Origin of the sequence: Polynucleobacter sp. AP-Sving-400A-A2 (assembly GCF_018688155.1) — a bacterium.
Classification (GTDB): Bacteria; Pseudomonadota; Gammaproteobacteria; order Burkholderiales; family Burkholderiaceae; genus Polynucleobacter.
Window position 1 is genome coordinate 462,769 of record NZ_CP061312.1, and the last position, 18,420, is coordinate 481,188.

Genomic DNA, 18,420 nt, shown 5'->3' on the forward strand with positions numbered 1-18,420 from the left:
TCTATGAGATGAATTAGTGGGCAACTTAGCCCTGGTTGTGCATCTGAATACGACGTAGTTTATTGCTAACCATATCCACGAAGACAACTAAGAGCAGCATTGCCATGATGACGGTGGATGCTTGTGCCTCTCGGAGCAAGGAGAGTTCGTAATACAGCATCTGCCCCAATCCGCCTGCACCCACAAAGCCCAATATCGTTGCCATGCGGATATTCATTTCCCAGCGATACAGGCTGTATGAAAGTAATTGAGGGGCGATTCCGGGGAGTGTGCCATATAAAAAGCTAGTCACTCTCCCTGAGCCGCTGAGCATGAGAGCGTTACTAGGGGTCGCGGGATGATTTTCTAAGCTTTCGCCAAATAGTCTTCCTAAAACCCCGGTGGTATGTAGCGTTAAAGCTAAAGTTCCTGCAAATGGCCCAAGGCCAACAGCCAGCACCATGAGAGCCGCCCAAACTAATTCGGGGACAGATCGTAAGAAGTTGCAAATAAAGCGTGTGAGTCCTTTTGCAGTTGGACCAAATCTGCCTGACACCGGAAGTGAAAGTCCGAGACTTAAGGTGGCTGCAATGAGGGTTGCTAGAGCAGAAATTGCGAGTGTTTGTAAAGTACCTTGCCAAATTTTTTCTAAGAAATCCGCGCTGAGATCAGGCGGAAAAAATCGCCTAATAAACTGCGCCATATTACGCAATGCTTCAAGTGTGAAGAGATCGGCTGGGTTGAGCGAAAGGTAAGCAAAGCTAGCAATCGTCAATCCAAATATGATTAAGAGCGTTAAGAGGCACTTAAGACAAAATTGACGAGCAGGTTGAATATTCATTGGGGTGCTCATGCCAACTGCTTCCGAATGATCAAACTGATGTAGTCAGCTAGCAATACGAGACCCAAAAAAACCACCAGGATGGTTGAGACTTCTCCACCATTGAGCATTTTCATGGACTGATCCATCAGCTGACCTAATCCGCCCGCACCGACAAAACCCATCACCACAGAGGCTCGCACAGCACACTCCCAGCGATAGACTGTATAAGACGCAAGCTCTTGCGCTGAGCCTGGCAGTAAGCCATATAAAAATGCCTCTGTACGACTACTGCCAGATAAGATGAGGGCGCGAGCAGGTAGCGTATTGCCAGACTCTAAAATTTCTGAATAGACTTTGGCGAGCATGCCGCCATAGGTAATTGCGATAGCTAAAACACCTGCAATAGCACCTAGGCCAAATACCCTGACTAATAAGAGGGCCCACACAATCTCTGGAATGCCGCGCAGTACCAGCATGAGGGAGCGCGCCAGAAACCGAATAGCTTGGGCAAACTGATGATCAGATGTGGGGCCAATTCGTGAAATCGAGAGGCTATAAGAAATGATGAGACCGAGCGGTACTGCAATCACCATCGCCAAAGCAATTCCGGCGGTAGCCATAGCTAAAGTCTCTACGGTAGCTTTAAGTACAAACGATAAAAATGTTGCTTCAATATTGGGTGGAAAAAACTGTACTAAAAAGTCACCCATGACTTGAATATTCTTTGGGTCGACTAAAAGTGTGGGCTCAAATTGAGCGAGTTGCAGCATGGGCCAAAGAATGGCGATGGCAAGTAGCAAGCCCATGAAGCGATAGGGTGTTGCGGGATCTCTAGAGATAGTAGATGTTTGCATTATGAGACAGTGCTACTGGCTTGAATTGGAAGTCCTCCAAGCTCTGATGCATACAACTCTCTTAAGATTTGTTCGCTGACCTCGCTTGAGGGTAAATCAAAAATGATTTGACCATCCCGAATACCAATGATGCGTGGAAACCACCGTAGGGCAATGTCGACTGCATGAAGACTAGCGACAAGGGTGGCGTTCCGCTTTTTCGCTTCGTCAATCAGCACGCTAATCGTCAGGTCGGAGAGAACCGGGTCCATAGCTGATACTGGTTCATCAGCCAAGATGAGCTGTGGTGCTTGATACATGACTCTGGCAACCCCAACCCGTTGTAACTGACCACCAGAAAGGCAGTCGCAATGATCAAACAGCTTATCGGTCAAGTCTAGACGTTCCAAACACGATTGTGGGCCCGCAATATCTACCGGGTAAATCAATGACAGAATGGATTTCCAGAGTGGCCACTGTCCCAGTCGCCCAGCCAGAATGGCAGTGATCACTCTTTGTCTTAGTGGAATTGGGGGTGCTTGATGTACTAAGCCAATTGTTGAGCGTAAGCGCCTGAGTGATGACTTAGAGAGTTTCCAGGGACTCTCTCCAAGTACCTCAGCGGTCCCGAGCGAGGGCTTCAGAGCGGTAGCTAAGATATTTAAGAACGTGGTCTTGCCAGAGCCTGATGGGCCAATCACGGCGATGCACTCGCCAGCCTGAGCCTCCAATGAAACTTGACTGAGTGCTGGCGTTCCGTTGCTGTGCTCAAAGCTCAGCCGCTGTAAGGAAAATCCCACGAGACTACTTAATCAACCCAGCAGAGCGAGCTGCTTTTTCGATGTCATCGTAGTTCGATGATTTAGTGGTGACATATTTACTGGCACGCTGAAGATCCATGATTTCTTTATGGTTCGGATTGTTAGCATCTAACTTTAAAAATGCCTCAGTGATTTTCTTTACTGTTACTGGGTCGAGATCTCCGCGAACAGTCCAGTTGTAATCAAAGTAAGGCGGTGTTGTAGAGAGTACTTTTGACTTCACTGCATTCGGATTTTTTGCTTCATTGAGCTTTACCCAAACTGAGGCATTGAGCGCGCCAACATCTGCCTTACCACTGGCCACAAAAGCGACTGTCGCATCATGTGCACCAGAAAAAGCAATATTTTTAAAATCCTTATCTGGGTTGATGCCAGCTTGCATTAAGAAATAGCGCGGCATAAGGTGTCCTGACGTTGAGGACGGTGAGCCAAATGCAATGGTCTTGCCCTTGAGTTCGCCTAATGTTTTTAATGAACTATCCGCTGGAACAATGAAAACACTTGTGAATTTCTCATCTTCGACTCGTTGAATAATTGGATTGGCTGTGCCATTGGTTCTAATTTTGGTCTGTACATAAGTAAAGCCACCTAGCCAAGCCATGTCAATCTTCTTGGTTGCCAAGGCCTCCACTACTGCAGCGTAGTCGGTGACCGGCGTGAACTCTACTTTCATGCCAGTTTCTTTTGAAAGATACTCGCCCAAGGGCTTGAACTTACGCTGTAACTCTGTTGGCGCTTCATCTGGAATTGCGGATATGCGTAGCACCTCTTGCGCTAGGACGGGAGTGCTTGCGCTAGCGGCAATGCCAAAAGCAAGCAATGCTCCAATGAGGTGCTTCAGTGTATTCATTTTGATTAATTTCATAAAAATATCTTCCTATGTTAGTAATTTCGAATTGAGGGGTAGAGAGTTAATTAACAGATAAGCCTGTGCCTGCTTCAAACTGACCGATTTTCTGAGCGCTAGCAAAGCCGCCTAAATTTAGGATTGAGAGGACTTCCGCTTCTTGCTCTGGTGCACAAGAAATCAGTAAGCCACCGCTGGTTTGGGGGTCAGTAAGTACATTTTGTTGCCAAAGTCCTAGGTTGCCTGCGAGCTGAATTTCTTTCCCGTAGCCAGCCCAATTGCGTGTAGATGCGCCGGTAAAGATATCTGCTTTGACGTGCTCAATCGCTTCCTGCACAACTGGAATGGCATCCCAATGGATCTGTGCCATTAAATTAGAGCCTCTTGCCATCTCTAGCAAATGCCCTGCCAAGCCAAAGCCCGTGACATCGGTTAAGGCATGTACGCCATCTAGCTGGGAGAGTGCAACACCAGGCTTGTTCAGCTTAGTGGTGAGAGCAATCATCTCTTTATAGCCTGCATCAGAGAGAACTTCTTTCTTGAGTGCTGCAGAAAGAATGCCTACACCCAACGGCTTGCTGAGGATGATGCTATCTCCTGCTTGAGCACCACTGTTACGTTTCAATTTTTTTGGGTCAACTATTCCAATGGCAACGAGACCATAAATTGGCTCTACCGTATCAATCGAGTGACCACCGGCAATCATAATGCCGGCATCATTACAAACCGATTCGCCACCAGCAGTCACTTGCTGGATAACTTCTAAAGGCAATACTTGAATTGGCATACCCAATAGTGCCAGTGCAAAAAGAGGTTGAGCACCCATTGCGTAGATATCAGAAATAGCATTAGTTGCAGCAATGCGGCCAAACTCAAATGGATCATCCACGATTGGCATAAAGAAATCCGTCGTCGCAACGATCGCCTGATTTTCATTAATTTGATAAACGGCAGCGTCTTCGTTGTTATCAGATCCTGCTAATAAAGCAGCGGGTAAATTGCGCATCGGGGATGCCTTGAGGATGTCACTTAAGACGCCGGGTGCAATCTTGCAGCCACAGCCTCCACCATGAGATAAAGAGGTAAGGCGACCGTTATAAGGTGTAGTCATAAAGTATTAACAATTCAAATAAAAAGTGGTGGTTACTGCAACATCATGAGCTTACTCAATTTAGAGTAAACACGTACGAAAGCCGCAAAAATGATCACTTCTCTGGCCTTGATAAAAGTTACGAAATGCCACTCTTTTCAAGCGCTCGGGGGTAAAACAACTGCTACCCTTCAGTACCTGATAGCTGCCATCAAACCAGGGTTGTGAATAGTCAACATAGGGATCGGCACTAAATCCTGGGAAGGGTGCAAAAGTGCTGCTAGTCCATTCCCATAAATTAGATGATTGCCAAACCCCCTCGTTTTGCGACAGGAGCAGGCTCAGCTCATGTTCGTTAGGTAGGCGTACTTGATGGTGATCACAAAAACGCTGAGCATCTAAGTAGTTGATGTGACGAACAGCCGATTCGTGATTGAAGGGTAGCCATTGATTAAAGACTCGCTCCAGCCAAACATCTCCTTCCTGTTTCCAGTGAGAGGGTAGCGCTACAGGTGTGGACTGGGTAAGATTATCTGGCGATTGCAAAAACTCGAGATAGTTGCCATTGGTGACCGGTGTACTTGCAATATTAAATGCGGGTAGGTCAATAGAGTGAGCCCACTTCTCATTATCAAAAACAAAGCCGGAGCCCTGCTGGGAGCCGGCTTGAATCGTCGATTCTGGAAAATGAATCCAGGTTTGTGCTTTAGCTTCAAACTTACTCGTACTAGTGAAAGGCGTAAAAGGCATAGAGCGCCCCATGGTCTGCCACATATAGGCAAATGCCTCATTGTGCATATCCTGGTGCAGGATCGCTAGCTGGATAAAGTAAGCCGCTTTATTGTCAATTGGTGTGCGTAGTAAGTCTTGAGTTCTTTCAATGACGCTGTGGTTGTAATCCAGCAGGCTATCTAAGGATGGCATTGGCGTGGACCAACGATCTTGATGCGCCATCTCTGAAGAATTAAACAAGTAATCCGCGTTCTTCATGAATGATGGCTTACTCTCTTGGCCATCGCGATGAACCCAGAATTCATGAAACCAGGTTAGGTGACCCAATTCCCACAGTGGGGGATTGAGAATATTGAGCTGAGGAACTATCTGATCCGCTGCCGAAATATGGCTCAGAATTTGACGGGTGATACGGTTGCTTTCGTCTAGCCACTGTGCCAAGGTTGACGCAGGTGGATGTGGAGCATAAAGAAGGTAGTCCTGGCTTAAAGATTCAGACATACAGTATTTTGGGAAAAATCTTCTATTGAGTTGAGTGATTGCAGTATAGAAGACCACCAATAAGACTTCAGTATGTCAGTTAAGGGAGCTATTTGCAGACTCCTTTTCTACAATTTGTTCCCATGCCTAGATAAATATTAGATATTTTTTAATCTACGTTTCGGCGTCAGAATGATTTGAGCAAGCAGAGCCAGCATGGCGGCTGGTATAGCTCCAGCAAGCATGAGTGCGTGGTCGTTTACGGCCAGCCCAGCTACTATGCGATCACCAAATCCGCCGGCACCTACCAGCGCCGCTAGGGTGCAAGTACCAACTCCAATTACCGTTGCCGATGCTAAACCCGTCATGATGACGGGCCGAGCAAATGGAAGCTCGATCGAAATGAGCAATTGCCATTCATTGCAACCAAGGGCTAGCGCTGCTTCTTTTAGATTCGATGGAACTTCTATCAAGCTGATATGGGTCGCATTCACAATGGGCAGTAGGCCATATAAAAATAAGGCTAAAACCGCTGGTACAGCCCCTATTTGATCTAGTAGAGCAATCAATATCGTCAGCAGTGCAAGTGAAGGGATGGTCTGCAAAATACCGGTAGCACCTAAAATCCAAGCTGCATATCGGGGTCGTCGGTATGCCAGAATGCCTAAAAGGATTCCGACGAGCAGGGCCATGGTTGAGGAGATCGCTACCAGCAGAACATGATCACGTAGGGCGGTAAAAAAATCTGGACCAAGGAGTAACTTAAAAAACCTAGAGAGCTGGGTAGGGCTTTGTTGATCGTTTGTACTTGTCTTTAAAAATACATTCACCACTTTTTCAAAACTCATGCCTGACTCAGCTAGTCCATTGAGCTTGGCCATAGTGGCTTCATCTAATTTTCCCTCTAAGCTTTGTAAGGATTTTTCATCAAAATCAGAGCGCATTAACAGAACGGCATCGTAGCGTGGAAATGCCTTCCTATCATCTTCCAATAGAACCAGATCTTTTAGGGCAATCGCTGCATCAGTGGAGTAGGCGTCCACAATATCGGCATCGCCTCGTGCCAAAGCATCGTAGGCTAAGCCATGCTCTAACACTTTCGTTGGCTGTATTGTTAAACCATAATTTTTAACAAGTGCTGACCACCCATCAGCCCGCGTCTTAAATTCTGGAGATAAGGCGATTCGCAAAGAAGCTTGCTGGGCAGTGCTTAGGTTTGCAACATCACTAATACGCTTCACCCCTAATGCTCTCGCTTGCTCTTCTCTCATAGCAAGTGCATAGGTGTTGTTGAACCCAAGTGGTATCGCTACTTTTAGGCCCTTAGGCTTAAGCCAGGCATTGAGCTCACTCAGTGATGCTTGTGTTTCTGGGCGTTTTAGGATTTCTCGCAGAATGGTGCCGGTGTATTCTGGGTAAACATCAATCTGACCCGTTGTCAGTGCTTGAGCAACAATCGCAGTATTACCAAGCCCTTGTCGATGGGTGGCTTGCACGCCAGCATCCCGTAATGTTTGATTAACCAGTTCCCCGAGTACGTAGCTTTCTGTAAAACGCTTCGAGCCAACTACGGTATTTCTTTCCATAGGCTGCGCCAATACAGAGCAGCTGATAGCCACTCCAATACACAAGCTGAGCTTCGTCCACAAAGGAAAAATAGATTTACTGAAATACAAGTGAGATTGACCTTGTCAAGAACGCAAGATCCCATCATAAAAGCCTTTGACTAATTTTGCCTGGCTGGCTAGCTAGTTTTTAGTTATGCCACTTAAGGGTGGCATTTACTGTTACATTGGTATTGATACAAGCCAATAGCAAAGACTATTTATATGTCAGTCGACTTAGATTTCAAAGCGCTCGTCACACAACTGGGTGAGGCAGTCATTATTTCTGATCGAGATGAAAATATCTTATTTTGGAATGCATCTGCTGAGCGGATTTTTGGGTTCAGTGCAGATGAAGCTCTAGGTAAAACACTCAGCATCATCACGCCTGAGCGCTTTAGAGAGCGTCACTCGAAAGGCTACTTTCACACCATTCAAACCGGACAAACGAAGTATGGACATACTTTACTGAGAGTTCCTGCAGTTCATAAAGATGGACACTCTATTTCAATTGCATTCTCGGTAAGTATGTTGTTTGATGAGCAAAAGCAAGCTATTGCAATAGCCGCAATCATTCGCGATGAGACTGAGCGGTTTCAGGAGGAGCGCCAATTAAAGGCAAGGCTAGCAGCTTATGATAGCAGTGATTAAGAGACCAACCTAAAGAAAAAGCCCCTGAACTTTCATTCAAGGGCTTTGTGTTTCTGGTGGGTCGGGCGAGATTGACTTAGTCGAAACTGCGTTTTCGAACTCGCGACCAACGGCACTCAGGCGCTAAGTTGGCGCTGTTTAATCAGTTCAGCAGCTGTGATCCGAACAATCTTGCCATCAACGGTAGTTACGATTGCAGTATTGGTTTGAATTGCCAGGTCTATTGCAGCTTGTCTAGCACGTTGCATAGCGTAGTAGGATCCGGCAATATCAGGATCTGATGAATTACGGATGTCTTTGCTTGGAGCCAACACAAAAGATTTTTTTATGGGATTATTTTTTTCCATACGCTGCATCATGATCCGGTTGAATTAATAAGACGCGTAGAAAATGATCCTCTCTAAAGCCAATTCCTCGAATTGATTTACTGACCCTAAAGGAGTACAGGACATCGATTCCATTGGGTGCTGGAATGCTATGAATCTTTTCCCATTTCAAACCCTTATCACGGTAGACCTGGTTCCAGGTTAGTTGGGTAATTTTTTCAAAAGTAGCAAAAGCTTTTTCTTGCTCCGTTAACTCTAGCTCTTCCCAGGCTAATTGAAAAATAGGGCTATTGAGGTCTAGCTCTACTAAATGCTCAGGCTTTGCGTTTCGAACCATGCGTTTTTGCCATTTTTAGTTTAGAAAGATCGGTAGCTTTTGCAGGTGTCTTTTGTGCCCAGGCTAGGGCGGTAGTTAAATCTTTTTTAACAGTAGGCTTGTGCATCCACTTTTCATTATCTGGAATAACGGTGGCGGTACGAATCACCCAAACTCCTGGTTCAGGGTTTTCAACTAGCACTTGGCGGCCGGCATACTCCTTGCCAAGTGAAATTTGTCCGCTGGATCCAATAGATTTAATAACTTGATGATCTATTACTGCGCCCATGGCATTCTCCTGTATTCATGCTGCATTAACGCATTATAGCATGATAATTCTGAAAATTATCCTTATCTGGAGTAATGTAATCGTATATTCTGGCTTGAAGTATGGTCTTAGCTTGATTATGCAAAAGAAAAAGCCCCTGAAATTTCATTCAAGGGCTTTGTGTTTCTGGTGGGTCGGGCGAGATTCGAACTCGCGACCAACGGATTAAAAGAAGTCGTGGCTCTTCAAAACCCTATATAAATCAATGCATAGCAAGTGCCCAAAAGAAGTGTGCGTTTGAGTGTGCGATTGAATTGGATTTATAGATACCGTTGTATCAATGATTAAAAACCCTAAGATGTATTGTTTTGGACGCTAATTAGCACTATCATTGCATGACTACTACCCTGATGGTTTCGACTGTCAGGTGCAGGGCCTCTTCGGAGGCCCTTGCTTTTTCTAAAGAGGGTTTTGAGTGGCCAAATTTAAATTAAGAACTATTGTCTATATTGATGGTTTCAATTTCTACTATGGGCAATTAAAAGATAGTCGTCATAAGTGGCTGAATTTAACGAAGCTCTTCAAGGCGGTCTTGGGTGAAGAAAATCAGCTAGTAAAGATCAAATACTTTACAGCTCGGGTGCAGCCAACTGAGCGTGACCCACAAGTCAATATTCGTCAAGATACTTACTTTCGAGCGTTGGAAGCATATTGCCCAGAAGTTGAAACTCATTTTGGGCATTTCTTGCGTCATAAGGTATTTGCTGAGAATGCTAATCCGCCACCAAATAAAATTGAAATTTTTAAGACCGAAGAAAAAGGTTCTGATGTTAACTTGGCTTTGCATGTCTTAAATGATGCTTGGGCTAATGCTTATGATTGTGCTGTAATTGTTTCAAATGACTCTGACTTGGCGATGGCTTTGCAGCTAGTTAAAGAACAGCATAAGAAAGTCATTGGCCTCATAACTCCTGGTGCGCCCAAGCGGAAGCCCTCATGGCAGCTAAAGAAATATGCTAATTTCTTCATTCCAATTCGGCAGTGGGCCTTAGAGCAAAGTCTTTTGCCTGATGCCATACCAAATACTGAGATTACTAAGCCAAAGAGCTGGTAAAAATTCACGTTCCCGCTCATTTTTAAGTGGCGTGTATTGAGCGCCTAGCCTCACTCAGAGCCTCACATAACCCTTGATTGCGGTCTAATTGATCCAAGTAGTTTTCAACATATTCCATTTGATAAAAAGAAAAGGGACTTCATTTCTGAAGTCCCTTATGTACTGGTGGGTCGGGCGAGATTCGAACTCGCGACCAACGGATTAAAAGTCTTGTTATCAGCTATGTTGTTATTACTAAAATACCCTATTAACTATATAAATGCTGAGTAAATCAATAATTATTGCATTGAATTTATTGTAGTCTGAGTGTAGTCTGTAGTCTGCTCGTAGTCTGGAGGGGTATATGCAAGAGTGGGTAAAAGATAAGACATTGTCTGGGCTTTATAAGCGCATTAGAGATACAGGAGATGTTTGGGTGGTCAAAGCTCGTCAAAAGGGCGGCAACCCAATTAGCTGCACCATAGGTAAGACCAGCTTATTTACTGCTCAGCAAGCAAGACAAAAGGCTAAAGTCATTCTTGCTCTATTAGCGGAGGGAGTCAACCCCAACCAACTTCATCAACAGAAGAAACAGGTTGAAAAAGCAAGAGCCTTAACGCTGGGCAAAGCGATTGAACAGTACTCGAAAATTGCTTCGTGGAAATCTAAAACTAGAAGTGATGCCATATCTACATTAAATAGAAGGTTTGGAGATTGGCTTCAAAGACCTCTAGCAAGTATCACTAAGGAGGAGTGCCAAGCTAGGTTTATAAAAATTAAAGAAGATGTTCGGGTTTTGAAGGTTAGGCGAGATGCAAAAAGGAAAAAGCAGGGTCTTAGAATAAAAGAGTATGTCAACGAGGTCGGCTTAGGTGAGGCTCAACGAGCTTTTCGTTATTTGGGTGCTATCTTTAGTAGCTACTCACAAGATGATGCTGGTGATGAGAAATTGCTACCAAAAGGCAATCCTTGTTTAATTCTTAAGGCAAAGAAGCTCAGAAAAGTATTGGTGGCAAAGGAACGATTTTTAGATTCTAGCGAGAGAAATGCTTTATGTGAAGTGCTGACAGATTCGATGCATGGGCAATATCAAGGCAGCCTAAAGGATGATGATGTCGACTTGGTATGGCTTTTAATTCATACGGGATTAAGGCTAGATGAAGCTCTTAGTATGAGATGGTCTGATGTTAATTTTAAAAAGGAGATTTTTACTGCTCTTAACACCAAGAATGGCAGTAATCATTCGCTACCCATGACAAACGCTATTAAGGCTATGTTGTCACGAAGAGCTGAACTCAGTCCTATAGGTATTTATGTTTTTCCAAGCCCTTTAGATGCCTCTAAGCCCTCGACGGCAAGCAGAACCTTTCAGAGGCTGTCTGAGTCAATTGGATTCGAATTCACTGCTCATGACTTAAGAAGAACTGTTGCAACTGTTGCCAATGAGTTGGGTTATGACATTAATGCAATTGGTGCAGTTCTAAATCATGCCAAGAAGGGTGTAACTGCTGGTTATGTCCAAAATACGCATTTAAGGCTCAAAAGAATTCTTGATGACATTCAGAACGGATTATTTGAAGAGCCATATGACTTGGTTTTGGATAAGTAATAAATCTAATAGCTTGGGAAGAGAGGCGATAAAGTACCATCTGATGATGTTTCTTTAACGGTATTTTTTTGTGATTTATTTACTCTGATGACCTTGAAATACAAGGATTTATTGATAAGCTGTATGCAGTATTTATTGTCTTTATTTGCTCTGAATCTGCTCACGATAGCCCTTAATGAATAAACCTAAGTCTTTATCTTCTAATATCTCTAAGAAGCCTTCTGCAGGGACTCTTCAGGGGTATAGGGAAGCTGAGTTTAAGGATAGTGAATTCCTTCAGATTAGGAGATACTCAGACCATCCAGAGGTATATGCAGCAGCAGATTTGCTTTATAAGGAGTTTGCCAAAACTAGACTACAGATAAGGAATAAAGAAAAGTACCCCAGAGATTCTAAGAAGCTCATAGCGTCAATTTGGATGCATGAAGGCGCATTTCGATTCACTACTAAAGCTGAGCATTTCAGCAAAGGTAAGCGTAAGCAAGTTTGGATGACTAACAGAACCCTAGACTTATTCAACTGCATGAGAGGGTTGAAATGGGTTAAAGAGGTTAAGGGTGCAATACCTCCATATTTAGCTAAGAATGAGATTGGTTTCTCAGCCATTTACACATCGACAGATACATTCAAAACACTGCTGAGAAGCCTTACAAAGGAAGATATAACTATTAACCCTGACTTACCTTGTGTACTGCGTAAGAACGCTGATAAACAGGTCATAGAAGAGCCTGAGAGCTTTTATAGCTCAAAGCCCTACAAAGAGCATCAAAGCCTTATACAAGCTCATTTAGAGCGTTTGAGAAGACATAAAACTTGCTGGGCTGACGACTCTGAAATTGACCCAATTGAGCTGCTTTTAACCCGTCAATTTACCGAAGATTTTGCTCATGGCGGTAGGTGGTATTGCAACTTTCAGAATAAGCCTAAAACTGTCAGAAATAGCATCACCATTGATGGCAAGTCAGTCGGCAGTTTAGATATTACCCAGTGCCATCCAATGTTAATTCTGAGAATATTTAAGGATAAAGAGTCTGAGGATGGATTGTTCAGTAGCCATAATGAGGATGTCTATCAGGTCGCAGGATTTGACCATCTAAATAGGGATATTCGTAAGAAGGCGGTGAACACTCTTTTTAATGCAAATACTGAAACTGAAGCAATTAAATCTCTTAGAAATACAAATTGGTGGATTGATGGCATTACTAGCGAAGTTGAGATTGAGACCTATAGGGGTAAAAAGAAGCGTTGGGGAAGTCCAATATTTAAAGATGATGATGAGGTCAAAAAGTTTATTGGCAACTTTAAGCTAATGCACCCTGATTTTGTAGATGCCGTTGGTTCTGGAATTGGATTGCAGCTTCAGGGTTTTGACGGGGCGGTAACACATCAAGTATTGAAATTTGCTGACGCCATTGATTTACCCCTTATTCCAATACATGAAGAATATTTAGTGCCAGAAGATAAGCAAGCCGTAATTGAGGAGATTCTAAGGTCGTCAATGCAAGTAGTACTTCAGAAGGCTGGTCAATATGGAAATTTAAATGCTAAGTGGACTGACTCTAATGGCTGGTCAAGCAAAGTTAAAATCAAACTAGCAGACTCAAAAGTTGGGAGATTTAGTTAAAGAATCGCTCTAAAAGAGCAACCATATCTCTTCTTTCGTCAATTATCTTATAGCCCTGAGACTTTAGTAGATTGACAGTAGATAATTTCTTTTCCGAACTTAAATGTACAGATTCAAACTTAATTAGCTTGGGTTTTACTTGGCTAAAGTCAATCATCTTAATGATTTCATCATCAAAGCCTTCGGTATCGATTTGTAAGTAATCAAGCTCTAGAAGTTCATGCTCTTCAATCAATTTCGATAGAGGTTTGCAAGCCACTGGCACAGCGACTAGGTCGCTCTCTTTAACGCTATTTTTAACTAGATGCTCTTTGTTAAAAGATGCAATGCCTGATACCCAATGAGGATATTTATGCAACTCTTTTGGGTTGACTGAATAAATATCAAATTTTTCTGCTGTAGGGTGCAAGGCAATATTCAAAGGAACGATGTTTGGTGAGTCAGCGTAGTTGAGTTTTAGTCTGTCAAAAAAGTATGGCAAAGGCTCAATTAAGAGACCCTTACATTTGTGACTCTTAAAAAAAGGATAGATGTTATCGAAGCTGATTCCATCGTTTGCACCCACCTGTATAAAACTTATTTCACCTTGTTTTTTAACAAGCCTGTCTAAAAAATAGATTGTTCTTCCAATTTTGCTGAACTCGTAACCCCTACTTGCTAGAAATTTATTGATGTATTTTCTCACTGGAGATTCCATATATTTATTAGTCTCATATTTTAATTACATTTCTAATAAATAACCTTTTATGTACTTAAGTGGCACCGTTGAGTTCTTTATTGGCTAAAGACCCACCCCCCCATGTCTTAATGCCTGAATAGTAAATCATAGGTATTTCTTGCATTTAATCTCCACTGATTGTTTTTAAGTGGACTTCTCTTGGCGATTGAAATGCAGTGCAGTGGCACTTCCATCTGTAGTCTATAGGTAGTCTGAAGCTAGAAAAGAAAAAAGGCTTCAAAAGCATTTCGCCTTTAAAGCCTTATACATCTTGGTGGGTCGGGCGAGATTCGAACTCGCGACCAACGGATTAAAAGTCCGCTGCTCTACCGACTGAGCTACCGACCCAGTAAAAAGAAGATTATAGCAAGAAGTTTATGGGTGCTCCCGAGTCTGTAGGCGTCTGCCTTAAAGCCCCTGTACTTACAAGAGCGCTATGCGTTTGCGCGTCTGGCAACGGGTGGGTTTTTAGAGAAATAGTCCTTAATTCCTCTCATAATCGCTTCAGCAATACGATCCTGGTAAGCATCGTCATTGAGGCGTGCCTCTTCCTGTGGGTTGCTGATAAAGGCAGTCTCTACCAAGATAGATGGAATATCCGGGGCCCTCAGAACAGCAAAGCTGGCTTGCTCAACTTTTGGTTTGTGTAAGGGAGCAAATCCACTGATTTGCTTGAGGATGGAAGTACCCACTTGAAGTGAGTCTTTGATCTGGGCAGTGGTAGACATATCAAGTAATAGGTTAGCCACCTGCTTGTCTTGTGTTTTGATGTTGATGCCACCAATGAGATCGGATGCATTTTCTTTATTAGCCATCCAACGTGCTGTTGTGCTGCTAGCACCCATTTGAGATAGGGCAAAGACCGAGGCACCTTTTGCTCTCGGTTCGATAAAGGCATCCGCATGAATGGAGACAAACAAATCCGCTTCAACGCGGCGTGCTTTTTGTACTCTCGTGTGCAGGGGCACAAAGTAATCGCCATCTCGCGTGAGGAATGGGCGCATGTAGGGATCACTCTCGATTTTATCGCGTAGGCGTTTAGCAATGGAGAGCACTACATGTTTTTCTTTGGACCCCATGGTACCAATAGCGCCTGGATCCTCTCCACCATGGCCTGCATCAATTGCAATGGTGATAAGGCGCTTATGTTTTGTTTTTGCAGAAGCTTCCTTTACATCTGGAATGGCTTGCGCTACTGGAGCCTTGGGAGCATCCTTTTCTTTCTTGGTGGCGAACTGCGCAATCAGATCAATTTCTTCATTGGCTTTTTCTAGAGCACTTTCTTTGCGGGCACTACTCTTGACCAATTCCATTAAGGGATCTGGTGGTGTAGCAGGATAGAGATCGAGCACCATACGGTATTGATATTCCGCAATAGGATCCAGTGTAAAAAGCTGTGGCTTTACTGGCTCCTTGAGATCAAAGACCAAGCGCACCATACCGGGTTGAAACTGCCCCACCCGAATTTGCGAGACATAGGGATCATTCGACTTCACTTTAGCGACTAAATCTTTCAGAGTGGAATTGAGTTCCATGCCTTGAACATCCACTACTAAGCGATCGGGGTTGGTGAGTAGTTGCTGAGTAATTGGCAGCGCTTTATCGGACTCGAGGGTAATGCGCGTGTAGTCTTCTGCCGGCCAAATACGCACACCCAGAATTTTGGCTCCCCAAGCAATCTCTGCCTCACTGAAAAAGAGAATAAAGCCCAGCATCTTTACTGAAGTTTTGAGATGCTTTCTTCTGGAGAAATTAATGGGCAGCTTACTCATTTCTATTAGATGCGCATCTTCTCGAAAATAATCATTCCCTGATTTGTGTTTGCTTGGAAGGTAATATTTCTTTCATTTTCATCTGTACCAGCTATCAGATGAATTTCAATATCAAAAGCAGGGAGCGTGCCTTCGGCTTTTTCTGGCCACTCCACTAAACAGAATCCAGGCTCATCAAAATGCTCTGCAAAGCCAGCCTCTTGCCATTCCAAAGGATCTCGCATGCGATAGAGATCAAAGTGATTCATCACCAGAGTCTTGCTATGAATGATGAGTGAATAGGGTTCACATAAGGTATAGGTTGGACTCTTCACCCGACCCCCATACCCCAAGCCTTGAATGAGATGGCGGGCAAAGGTAGTCTTGCCAGCCCCAAGATCGCCCGCTAGAGATATATTGAGGTGAGCACTTTGATCAGCTTGAAAAAGATGGCCAAGGCTTGAGGCCAGCTTTTGCGCTAAAGCAGTCGTATCTGCTTCTTGCATACAATGTTTAGTAAATGAATTCTGAGCCATTTGCCTAGTTTATTCAATTATTAAGCTACATTCTGTATTCCTGATGACTTCTTCCCAAATACCCAGCACTGTTGACTATGCCTCCATTGACCATGCCAATCTGCGTGAATGGCTGGGTGAGCAGTCTCGAAAACTAGGTTTTGATGACTTGCGCATTACCGACACGCATCTTGGTGCCGCAACTGAGCGTCTAAATGATTGGCTTGCAGAAGGGCGACACGGTCAGATGGAGTACATGGCCAGGCATGCTCAGTTACGATCTGACCCAGCCCTCTTGGTTCCGGGCACGGTCAGAGTCATTTGCGTCACTATGAATTACCTCTCTCCTAAAATTGATTTTGATGGCGAGTGGCAACGTTTAGCTGATCCAAGCCAAGCTGTAGTGTCGGTATATGCCCGAGGACGTGACTATCACAAGGTGATGCGCAATCGTTTGCAAGAGTTTGCACAGTTGATTGAGAAACAGATTGGAACATTTGGCTATCGTGTATTTACAGATTCAGCTCCATTAATGGAAGTGGAGTTAGCTCGTAAAGCAGGATTAGGTTGGCGAGGCAAACATACTTTGCTGCTCAATCGTGAATCTGGATCTACCTTCTTTTTGGGTGAAATCCTGGTGGATGTTCCTTTGCTAGTGGATCAAGAGCAGGAGTCGCATTGCGGAACTTGTCAGTCTTGTATAGACATTTGTCCCACGCAAGCCATTACCACGCCCTACCAATTAGATGCACGACGCTGTATTTCGTATTTAACGATTGAAAATCCAGATGCTATTCCGGTGGAGTTTCGAAGAGCGATGGGTAATCGTGTTTACGGATGCGATGATTGCCAGTTGATTTGTCCTTGGAACAAATTTGCGCAACGTACAACCCTGCCAGACTTTGCTGAGCGCCATGGTCTTGGGAAGGCGAGTCTCTTGCAGCTTTGGTCTTGGACTGAAGATGAATTTGAGAAACGCCATGAGGGTAGCGCCATTCGTCGGATTGGCTATAGCCGCTGGCGTCGCAATCTCGCCGTAGCTCTGGGTAACGCCATGGCTAGCGGATTAGACCAGGATGCTATCCGTCATGCCCTAAGTGCAGCGCTGTGGAGTGCAGACTCCTTGGTGGCAGAGCATATTCAGTGGGCTTTGGGTCAATCAACATAACTACAAGCCTTACAATCAAGGCATGTCATCCTTTCAGCAGCCCCATATACATCCTAGCGAAATCCCGCTAGCAGAGGCTGCGGTTCAACGCTTTAAAAACCCGCGTGATGCGTTTTGGTCCGGCATTCGAGATGCAGCTGGTGCACCTGCAGCGGTACTGTTTGCCGGCATGGTGGGTTTTGGAGCGATGGGTAAAACCAATGGCTTTGATGTGTGGTTTACCACCTCTACTTCGTTTTTCATGTTCGCTTTACCAGGACAGGTTGTTCTATTTGAGATGGCGATTACCGGCTCATCTGTTCTGGCAATTGCCTTAGCGGTGACCCTTACCTCTACACGCTTCATTACTATGACGGTGACACTCTTTCCGCAGTTTCATCAAAGTAATCGCAATCGCAGTCTCTATGCTTCGGTACATTTGCTGGCGATGACTGCCTGGGCGATTTCGATGCGAGAGTTTCATGCGATTGAGGCTAGACATCGCTTAAGTTACTTTGTTGGTTTAGGTTTGCTGTGCTGGCTAATCTCCGTTCCTGCAACAATTTTAGGTTTTTACTTGGCAGGGATGGTGCCGGGAGCAGTGACTTTGGGGCTGGTTTTTATTAATCCACTATTCTTCTTGCTGACCTTCACAGAGGTGAAGCCTTGGATCAATCGAATTGCCCTATTGTTGGGTTGCATCTTTGGCCCAATCTTTTTTATAGTGGATCACGATACAAGCTTATTAAGCTCTGGTTTAGTAGCTGGAACTATTGCCTACTACATTGATCGAAAGTTCTTGCGCAAAAAAGCGGGAGTACTTGGTTAATGGAGGCCATAAATCAAATGAGCGAATCTCTTTCCGGTTGGGGTCTTTGGATCGCTTTAGTTGGAGCTTGTCTAGGCACTTATTTCTGTCGTGCGATCGGGGTATTCCTCTCGCAGAGTATTAATCAAGAGAGCGAAATCTTTCGTTGGTTAGCTGCCGTAACTTACGCCATGGTGGCTGCACTCACAATACGCTTGATCGTCATGCCACTAGGTTTAATGGCAACCGTCCCCTTATGGGTGCGTATTTTGATTTGTGCTTTAGCGATTGGCGTGATGGTATCTAATCCCGCCAAAAGATTAGTCCCAGCCTTGTTGACTGGGACCCTGCTCATGGTAGGTTACGGCGTTATTCGTTAACTCGT

Annotated in this window: 20 protein-coding genes and 1 tRNA gene; 7 read left to right on the plus strand and 14 right to left on the minus strand. The window is 44.3% G+C overall.

Going from position 1 to position 18,420, the window contains the following annotated elements; genetic code table 11:
* Positions 1 to 25 precede the first annotated feature (25 nt).
* The 7 genes from phnE to C2758_RS02540 form a co-directional block, all read right to left on the minus strand.
* Positions 26 to 832: a phosphonate ABC transporter, permease protein PhnE gene (gene phnE / locus C2758_RS02510; RefSeq protein WP_251369238.1), complete on the minus strand. Its 807-nt coding sequence runs from the start codon at positions 830 to 832 to the stop codon at positions 26 to 28.
* The gene (locus C2758_RS02515; protein WP_215329357.1) at positions 829 to 1,656 is read right to left on the minus strand and encodes an ABC transporter permease; all 828 of its coding nucleotides are present in this window, start codon (positions 1,654 to 1,656) and stop codon (positions 829 to 831) included. Before C2758_RS02515 ends, phnE begins: the two co-directional genes overlap by 4 nt.
* Entirely contained in the window at positions 1,656 to 2,435 is a 780-nt protein-coding gene (locus tag C2758_RS02520) for a phosphonate ABC transporter ATP-binding protein (RefSeq protein ID WP_215329359.1), read from the minus strand. Before C2758_RS02520 ends, C2758_RS02515 begins: the two co-directional genes overlap by 1 nt.
* 4 nt (positions 2,436 to 2,439) lie before the next feature.
* Positions 2,440 to 3,306, minus strand: coding sequence for a putative selenate ABC transporter substrate-binding protein (locus tag C2758_RS02525; protein ID WP_371817712.1), 867 nt, complete (start codon positions 3,304 to 3,306; stop codon positions 2,440 to 2,442).
* A 61-nt stretch (positions 3,307 to 3,367) separates the two neighbouring features.
* On the minus strand, positions 3,368 to 4,414 hold the full coding sequence (gene selD, locus C2758_RS02530; RefSeq protein WP_215329363.1) for a selenide, water dikinase SelD: 1,047 nt from the start codon (positions 4,412 to 4,414) through the stop codon (positions 3,368 to 3,370).
* Between the two features lie 60 nt (positions 4,415 to 4,474).
* Entirely contained in the window at positions 4,475 to 5,626 is a 1,152-nt protein-coding gene (locus C2758_RS02535; protein WP_215329375.1) for an SUMF1/EgtB/PvdO family nonheme iron enzyme, read from the minus strand.
* A 137-nt stretch (positions 5,627 to 5,763) separates the two neighbouring features.
* On the minus strand, positions 5,764 to 7,191 hold the full coding sequence (locus C2758_RS02540; protein ID WP_215329384.1) for a glycine betaine ABC transporter substrate-binding protein: 1,428 nt from the start codon (positions 7,189 to 7,191) through the stop codon (positions 5,764 to 5,766).
* 243 nt (positions 7,192 to 7,434) lie between these two features.
* On the opposite strand from C2758_RS02540, the gene C2758_RS02545 reads away from it, so the two are divergent.
* Positions 7,435 to 7,860: a PAS domain S-box protein gene (locus C2758_RS02545; protein ID WP_215329386.1), complete on the plus strand. Its 426-nt coding sequence runs from the start codon at positions 7,435 to 7,437 to the stop codon at positions 7,858 to 7,860.
* Between the two features lie 116 nt (positions 7,861 to 7,976).
* Here the strand turns inward: C2758_RS02545 and C2758_RS02550 are convergent, their stop codons facing one another.
* Genes C2758_RS02550 through C2758_RS02560 form a run of 3 tightly spaced genes read right to left on the minus strand, consistent with a single transcriptional unit; the run spans position 7,977 to position 8,791 of the window.
* Positions 7,977 to 8,207 carry a hypothetical protein gene (locus tag C2758_RS02550; RefSeq protein ID WP_251369239.1) on the minus strand — a complete coding sequence of 77 codons (231 nt, stop codon included), beginning with the start codon at positions 8,205 to 8,207 and terminating at the stop codon, positions 7,977 to 7,979.
* Entirely contained in the window at positions 8,194 to 8,523 is a 330-nt protein-coding gene (locus tag C2758_RS02555) for a hypothetical protein (protein ID WP_215329388.1), read from the minus strand. Before C2758_RS02555 ends, C2758_RS02550 begins: the two co-directional genes overlap by 14 nt.
* On the minus strand, positions 8,501 to 8,791 hold the full coding sequence (locus tag C2758_RS02560) for a hypothetical protein (protein ID WP_215329390.1): 291 nt from the start codon (positions 8,789 to 8,791) through the stop codon (positions 8,501 to 8,503). The genes C2758_RS02555 and C2758_RS02560 overlap by 23 nt, the downstream gene beginning before the upstream one ends.
* A 454-nt stretch (positions 8,792 to 9,245) precedes the next feature.
* Here C2758_RS02560 and C2758_RS02565 point away from each other — a divergent pair, with 454 nt between their 5' ends.
* The 3 genes from C2758_RS02565 to C2758_RS02575 all read left to right on the plus strand — a co-directional run bounded on the left by C2758_RS02565 (position 9,246) and on the right by C2758_RS02575 (position 13,096).
* On the plus strand, positions 9,246 to 9,884 hold the full coding sequence (locus C2758_RS02565; protein ID WP_215329392.1) for an NYN domain-containing protein: 639 nt from the start codon (positions 9,246 to 9,248) through the stop codon (positions 9,882 to 9,884).
* A 343-nt stretch (positions 9,885 to 10,227) separates the two neighbouring features.
* Complete coding sequence (locus C2758_RS02570) at positions 10,228 to 11,472, plus strand: integrase family protein (protein WP_215329394.1); 1,245 nt, start codon at positions 10,228 to 10,230, stop codon at positions 11,470 to 11,472.
* A 175-nt stretch (positions 11,473 to 11,647) separates the two neighbouring features.
* Positions 11,648 to 13,096, plus strand: coding sequence for a hypothetical protein (locus tag C2758_RS02575; RefSeq protein ID WP_215329396.1), 1,449 nt, complete (start codon positions 11,648 to 11,650; stop codon positions 13,094 to 13,096).
* Here the strand turns inward: C2758_RS02575 and C2758_RS02580 are convergent.
* The 4 genes from C2758_RS02580 to tsaE form a co-directional block, all read right to left on the minus strand.
* Positions 13,089 to 13,793: an FkbM family methyltransferase gene (locus C2758_RS02580; RefSeq protein WP_215329398.1), complete on the minus strand. Its 705-nt coding sequence runs from the start codon at positions 13,791 to 13,793 to the stop codon at positions 13,089 to 13,091. The two genes, C2758_RS02575 and C2758_RS02580, sit on opposite strands and share 8 nt — an antisense overlap.
* A gap of 293 nt (positions 13,794 to 14,086) precedes the next feature.
* A tRNA-Lys gene (locus tag C2758_RS02585) sits at positions 14,087 to 14,162 on the minus strand.
* A gap of 86 nt (positions 14,163 to 14,248) precedes the next feature.
* On the minus strand, positions 14,249 to 15,586 hold the full coding sequence (locus C2758_RS02590; protein ID WP_215329400.1) for an N-acetylmuramoyl-L-alanine amidase: 1,338 nt from the start codon (positions 15,584 to 15,586) through the stop codon (positions 14,249 to 14,251).
* A gap of 5 nt (positions 15,587 to 15,591) precedes the next feature.
* Positions 15,592 to 16,101, minus strand: a complete 510-nt coding sequence (gene tsaE, locus C2758_RS02595) for a tRNA (adenosine(37)-N6)-threonylcarbamoyltransferase complex ATPase subunit type 1 TsaE (protein WP_215329403.1) — start codon at positions 16,099 to 16,101, stop codon at positions 15,592 to 15,594.
* A gap of 43 nt (positions 16,102 to 16,144) precedes the next feature.
* Between tsaE and queG the strand changes: the two genes are divergently transcribed.
* From queG to C2758_RS02610, 3 genes are read left to right on the plus strand one after another with little or no spacing between them, the layout of a single operon-like run.
* Positions 16,145 to 17,248 (plus strand): tRNA epoxyqueuosine(34) reductase QueG, encoded by a 1,104-nt coding sequence (gene queG, locus C2758_RS02600; protein WP_215329405.1) that lies wholly within the window; start codon positions 16,145 to 16,147, stop codon positions 17,246 to 17,248.
* A gap of 22 nt (positions 17,249 to 17,270) precedes the next feature.
* The gene (locus C2758_RS02605; RefSeq protein ID WP_215329407.1) at positions 17,271 to 18,056 is read left to right on the plus strand and encodes an AzlC family ABC transporter permease; all 786 of its coding nucleotides are present in this window, start codon (positions 17,271 to 17,273) and stop codon (positions 18,054 to 18,056) included.
* Positions 18,057 to 18,073: 17 nt separating this feature from the next.
* Positions 18,074 to 18,415: an AzlD domain-containing protein gene (locus C2758_RS02610; protein ID WP_251369240.1), complete on the plus strand. Its 342-nt coding sequence runs from the start codon at positions 18,074 to 18,076 to the stop codon at positions 18,413 to 18,415.
* Positions 18,416 to 18,420: the final 5 nt, after the last annotated feature.

What these genes read in the sequence shown, in the direction of transcription:
- phnE (WP_251369238.1), bottom strand. Translation starts at nt 832, where the DNA reads ATGAGCACCCCAATGAATATTCAACCTGCTCGTCAATTTTGTCTTAAG.
- C2758_RS02515 (WP_215329357.1), bottom strand. Translation starts at nt 1,656, where the DNA reads ATGCAAACATCTACTATCTCTAGAGATCCCGCAACACCCTATCGCTTC.
- C2758_RS02525 (WP_371817712.1), bottom strand. Translation starts at nt 3,306, where the DNA reads ATGAATACACTGAAGCACCTCATTGGAGCATTGCTTGCTTTTGGCATT.
- selD (WP_215329363.1), bottom strand. Translation starts at nt 4,414, where the DNA reads ATGACTACACCTTATAACGGTCGCCTTACCTCTTTATCTCATGGTGGA.
- C2758_RS02535 (WP_215329375.1), bottom strand. Translation starts at nt 5,626, where the DNA reads ATGTCTGAATCTTTAAGCCAGGACTACCTTCTTTATGCTCCACATCCA.
- C2758_RS02540 (WP_215329384.1), bottom strand. Translation starts at nt 7,191, where the DNA reads ATGGAAAGAAATACCGTAGTTGGCTCGAAGCGTTTTACAGAAAGCTAC.
- C2758_RS02545 (WP_215329386.1), top strand. Translation starts at nt 7,435, where the DNA reads ATGTCAGTCGACTTAGATTTCAAAGCGCTCGTCACACAACTGGGTGAG.
- C2758_RS02550 (WP_251369239.1), bottom strand. Translation starts at nt 8,207, where the DNA reads ATGGAAAAAAATAATCCCATAAAAAAATCTTTTGTGTTGGCTCCAAGC.
- C2758_RS02555 (WP_215329388.1), bottom strand. Translation starts at nt 8,523, where the DNA reads ATGGTTCGAAACGCAAAGCCTGAGCATTTAGTAGAGCTAGACCTCAAT.
- C2758_RS02560 (WP_215329390.1), bottom strand. Translation starts at nt 8,791, where the DNA reads ATGGGCGCAGTAATAGATCATCAAGTTATTAAATCTATTGGATCCAGC.
- C2758_RS02570 (WP_215329394.1), top strand. Translation starts at nt 10,228, where the DNA reads ATGCAAGAGTGGGTAAAAGATAAGACATTGTCTGGGCTTTATAAGCGC.
- C2758_RS02575 (WP_215329396.1), top strand. Translation starts at nt 11,648, where the DNA reads ATGAATAAACCTAAGTCTTTATCTTCTAATATCTCTAAGAAGCCTTCT.
- C2758_RS02580 (WP_215329398.1), bottom strand. Translation starts at nt 13,793, where the DNA reads ATGGAATCTCCAGTGAGAAAATACATCAATAAATTTCTAGCAAGTAGG.
- C2758_RS02590 (WP_215329400.1), bottom strand. Translation starts at nt 15,586, where the DNA reads ATGAGTAAGCTGCCCATTAATTTCTCCAGAAGAAAGCATCTCAAAACT.
- tsaE (WP_215329403.1), bottom strand. Translation starts at nt 16,101, where the DNA reads ATGGCTCAGAATTCATTTACTAAACATTGTATGCAAGAAGCAGATACG.
- queG (WP_215329405.1), top strand. Translation starts at nt 16,145, where the DNA reads ATGACTTCTTCCCAAATACCCAGCACTGTTGACTATGCCTCCATTGAC.
- C2758_RS02605 (WP_215329407.1), top strand. Translation starts at nt 17,271, where the DNA reads ATGTCATCCTTTCAGCAGCCCCATATACATCCTAGCGAAATCCCGCTA.
- C2758_RS02610 (WP_251369240.1), top strand. Translation starts at nt 18,074, where the DNA reads ATGAGCGAATCTCTTTCCGGTTGGGGTCTTTGGATCGCTTTAGTTGGA.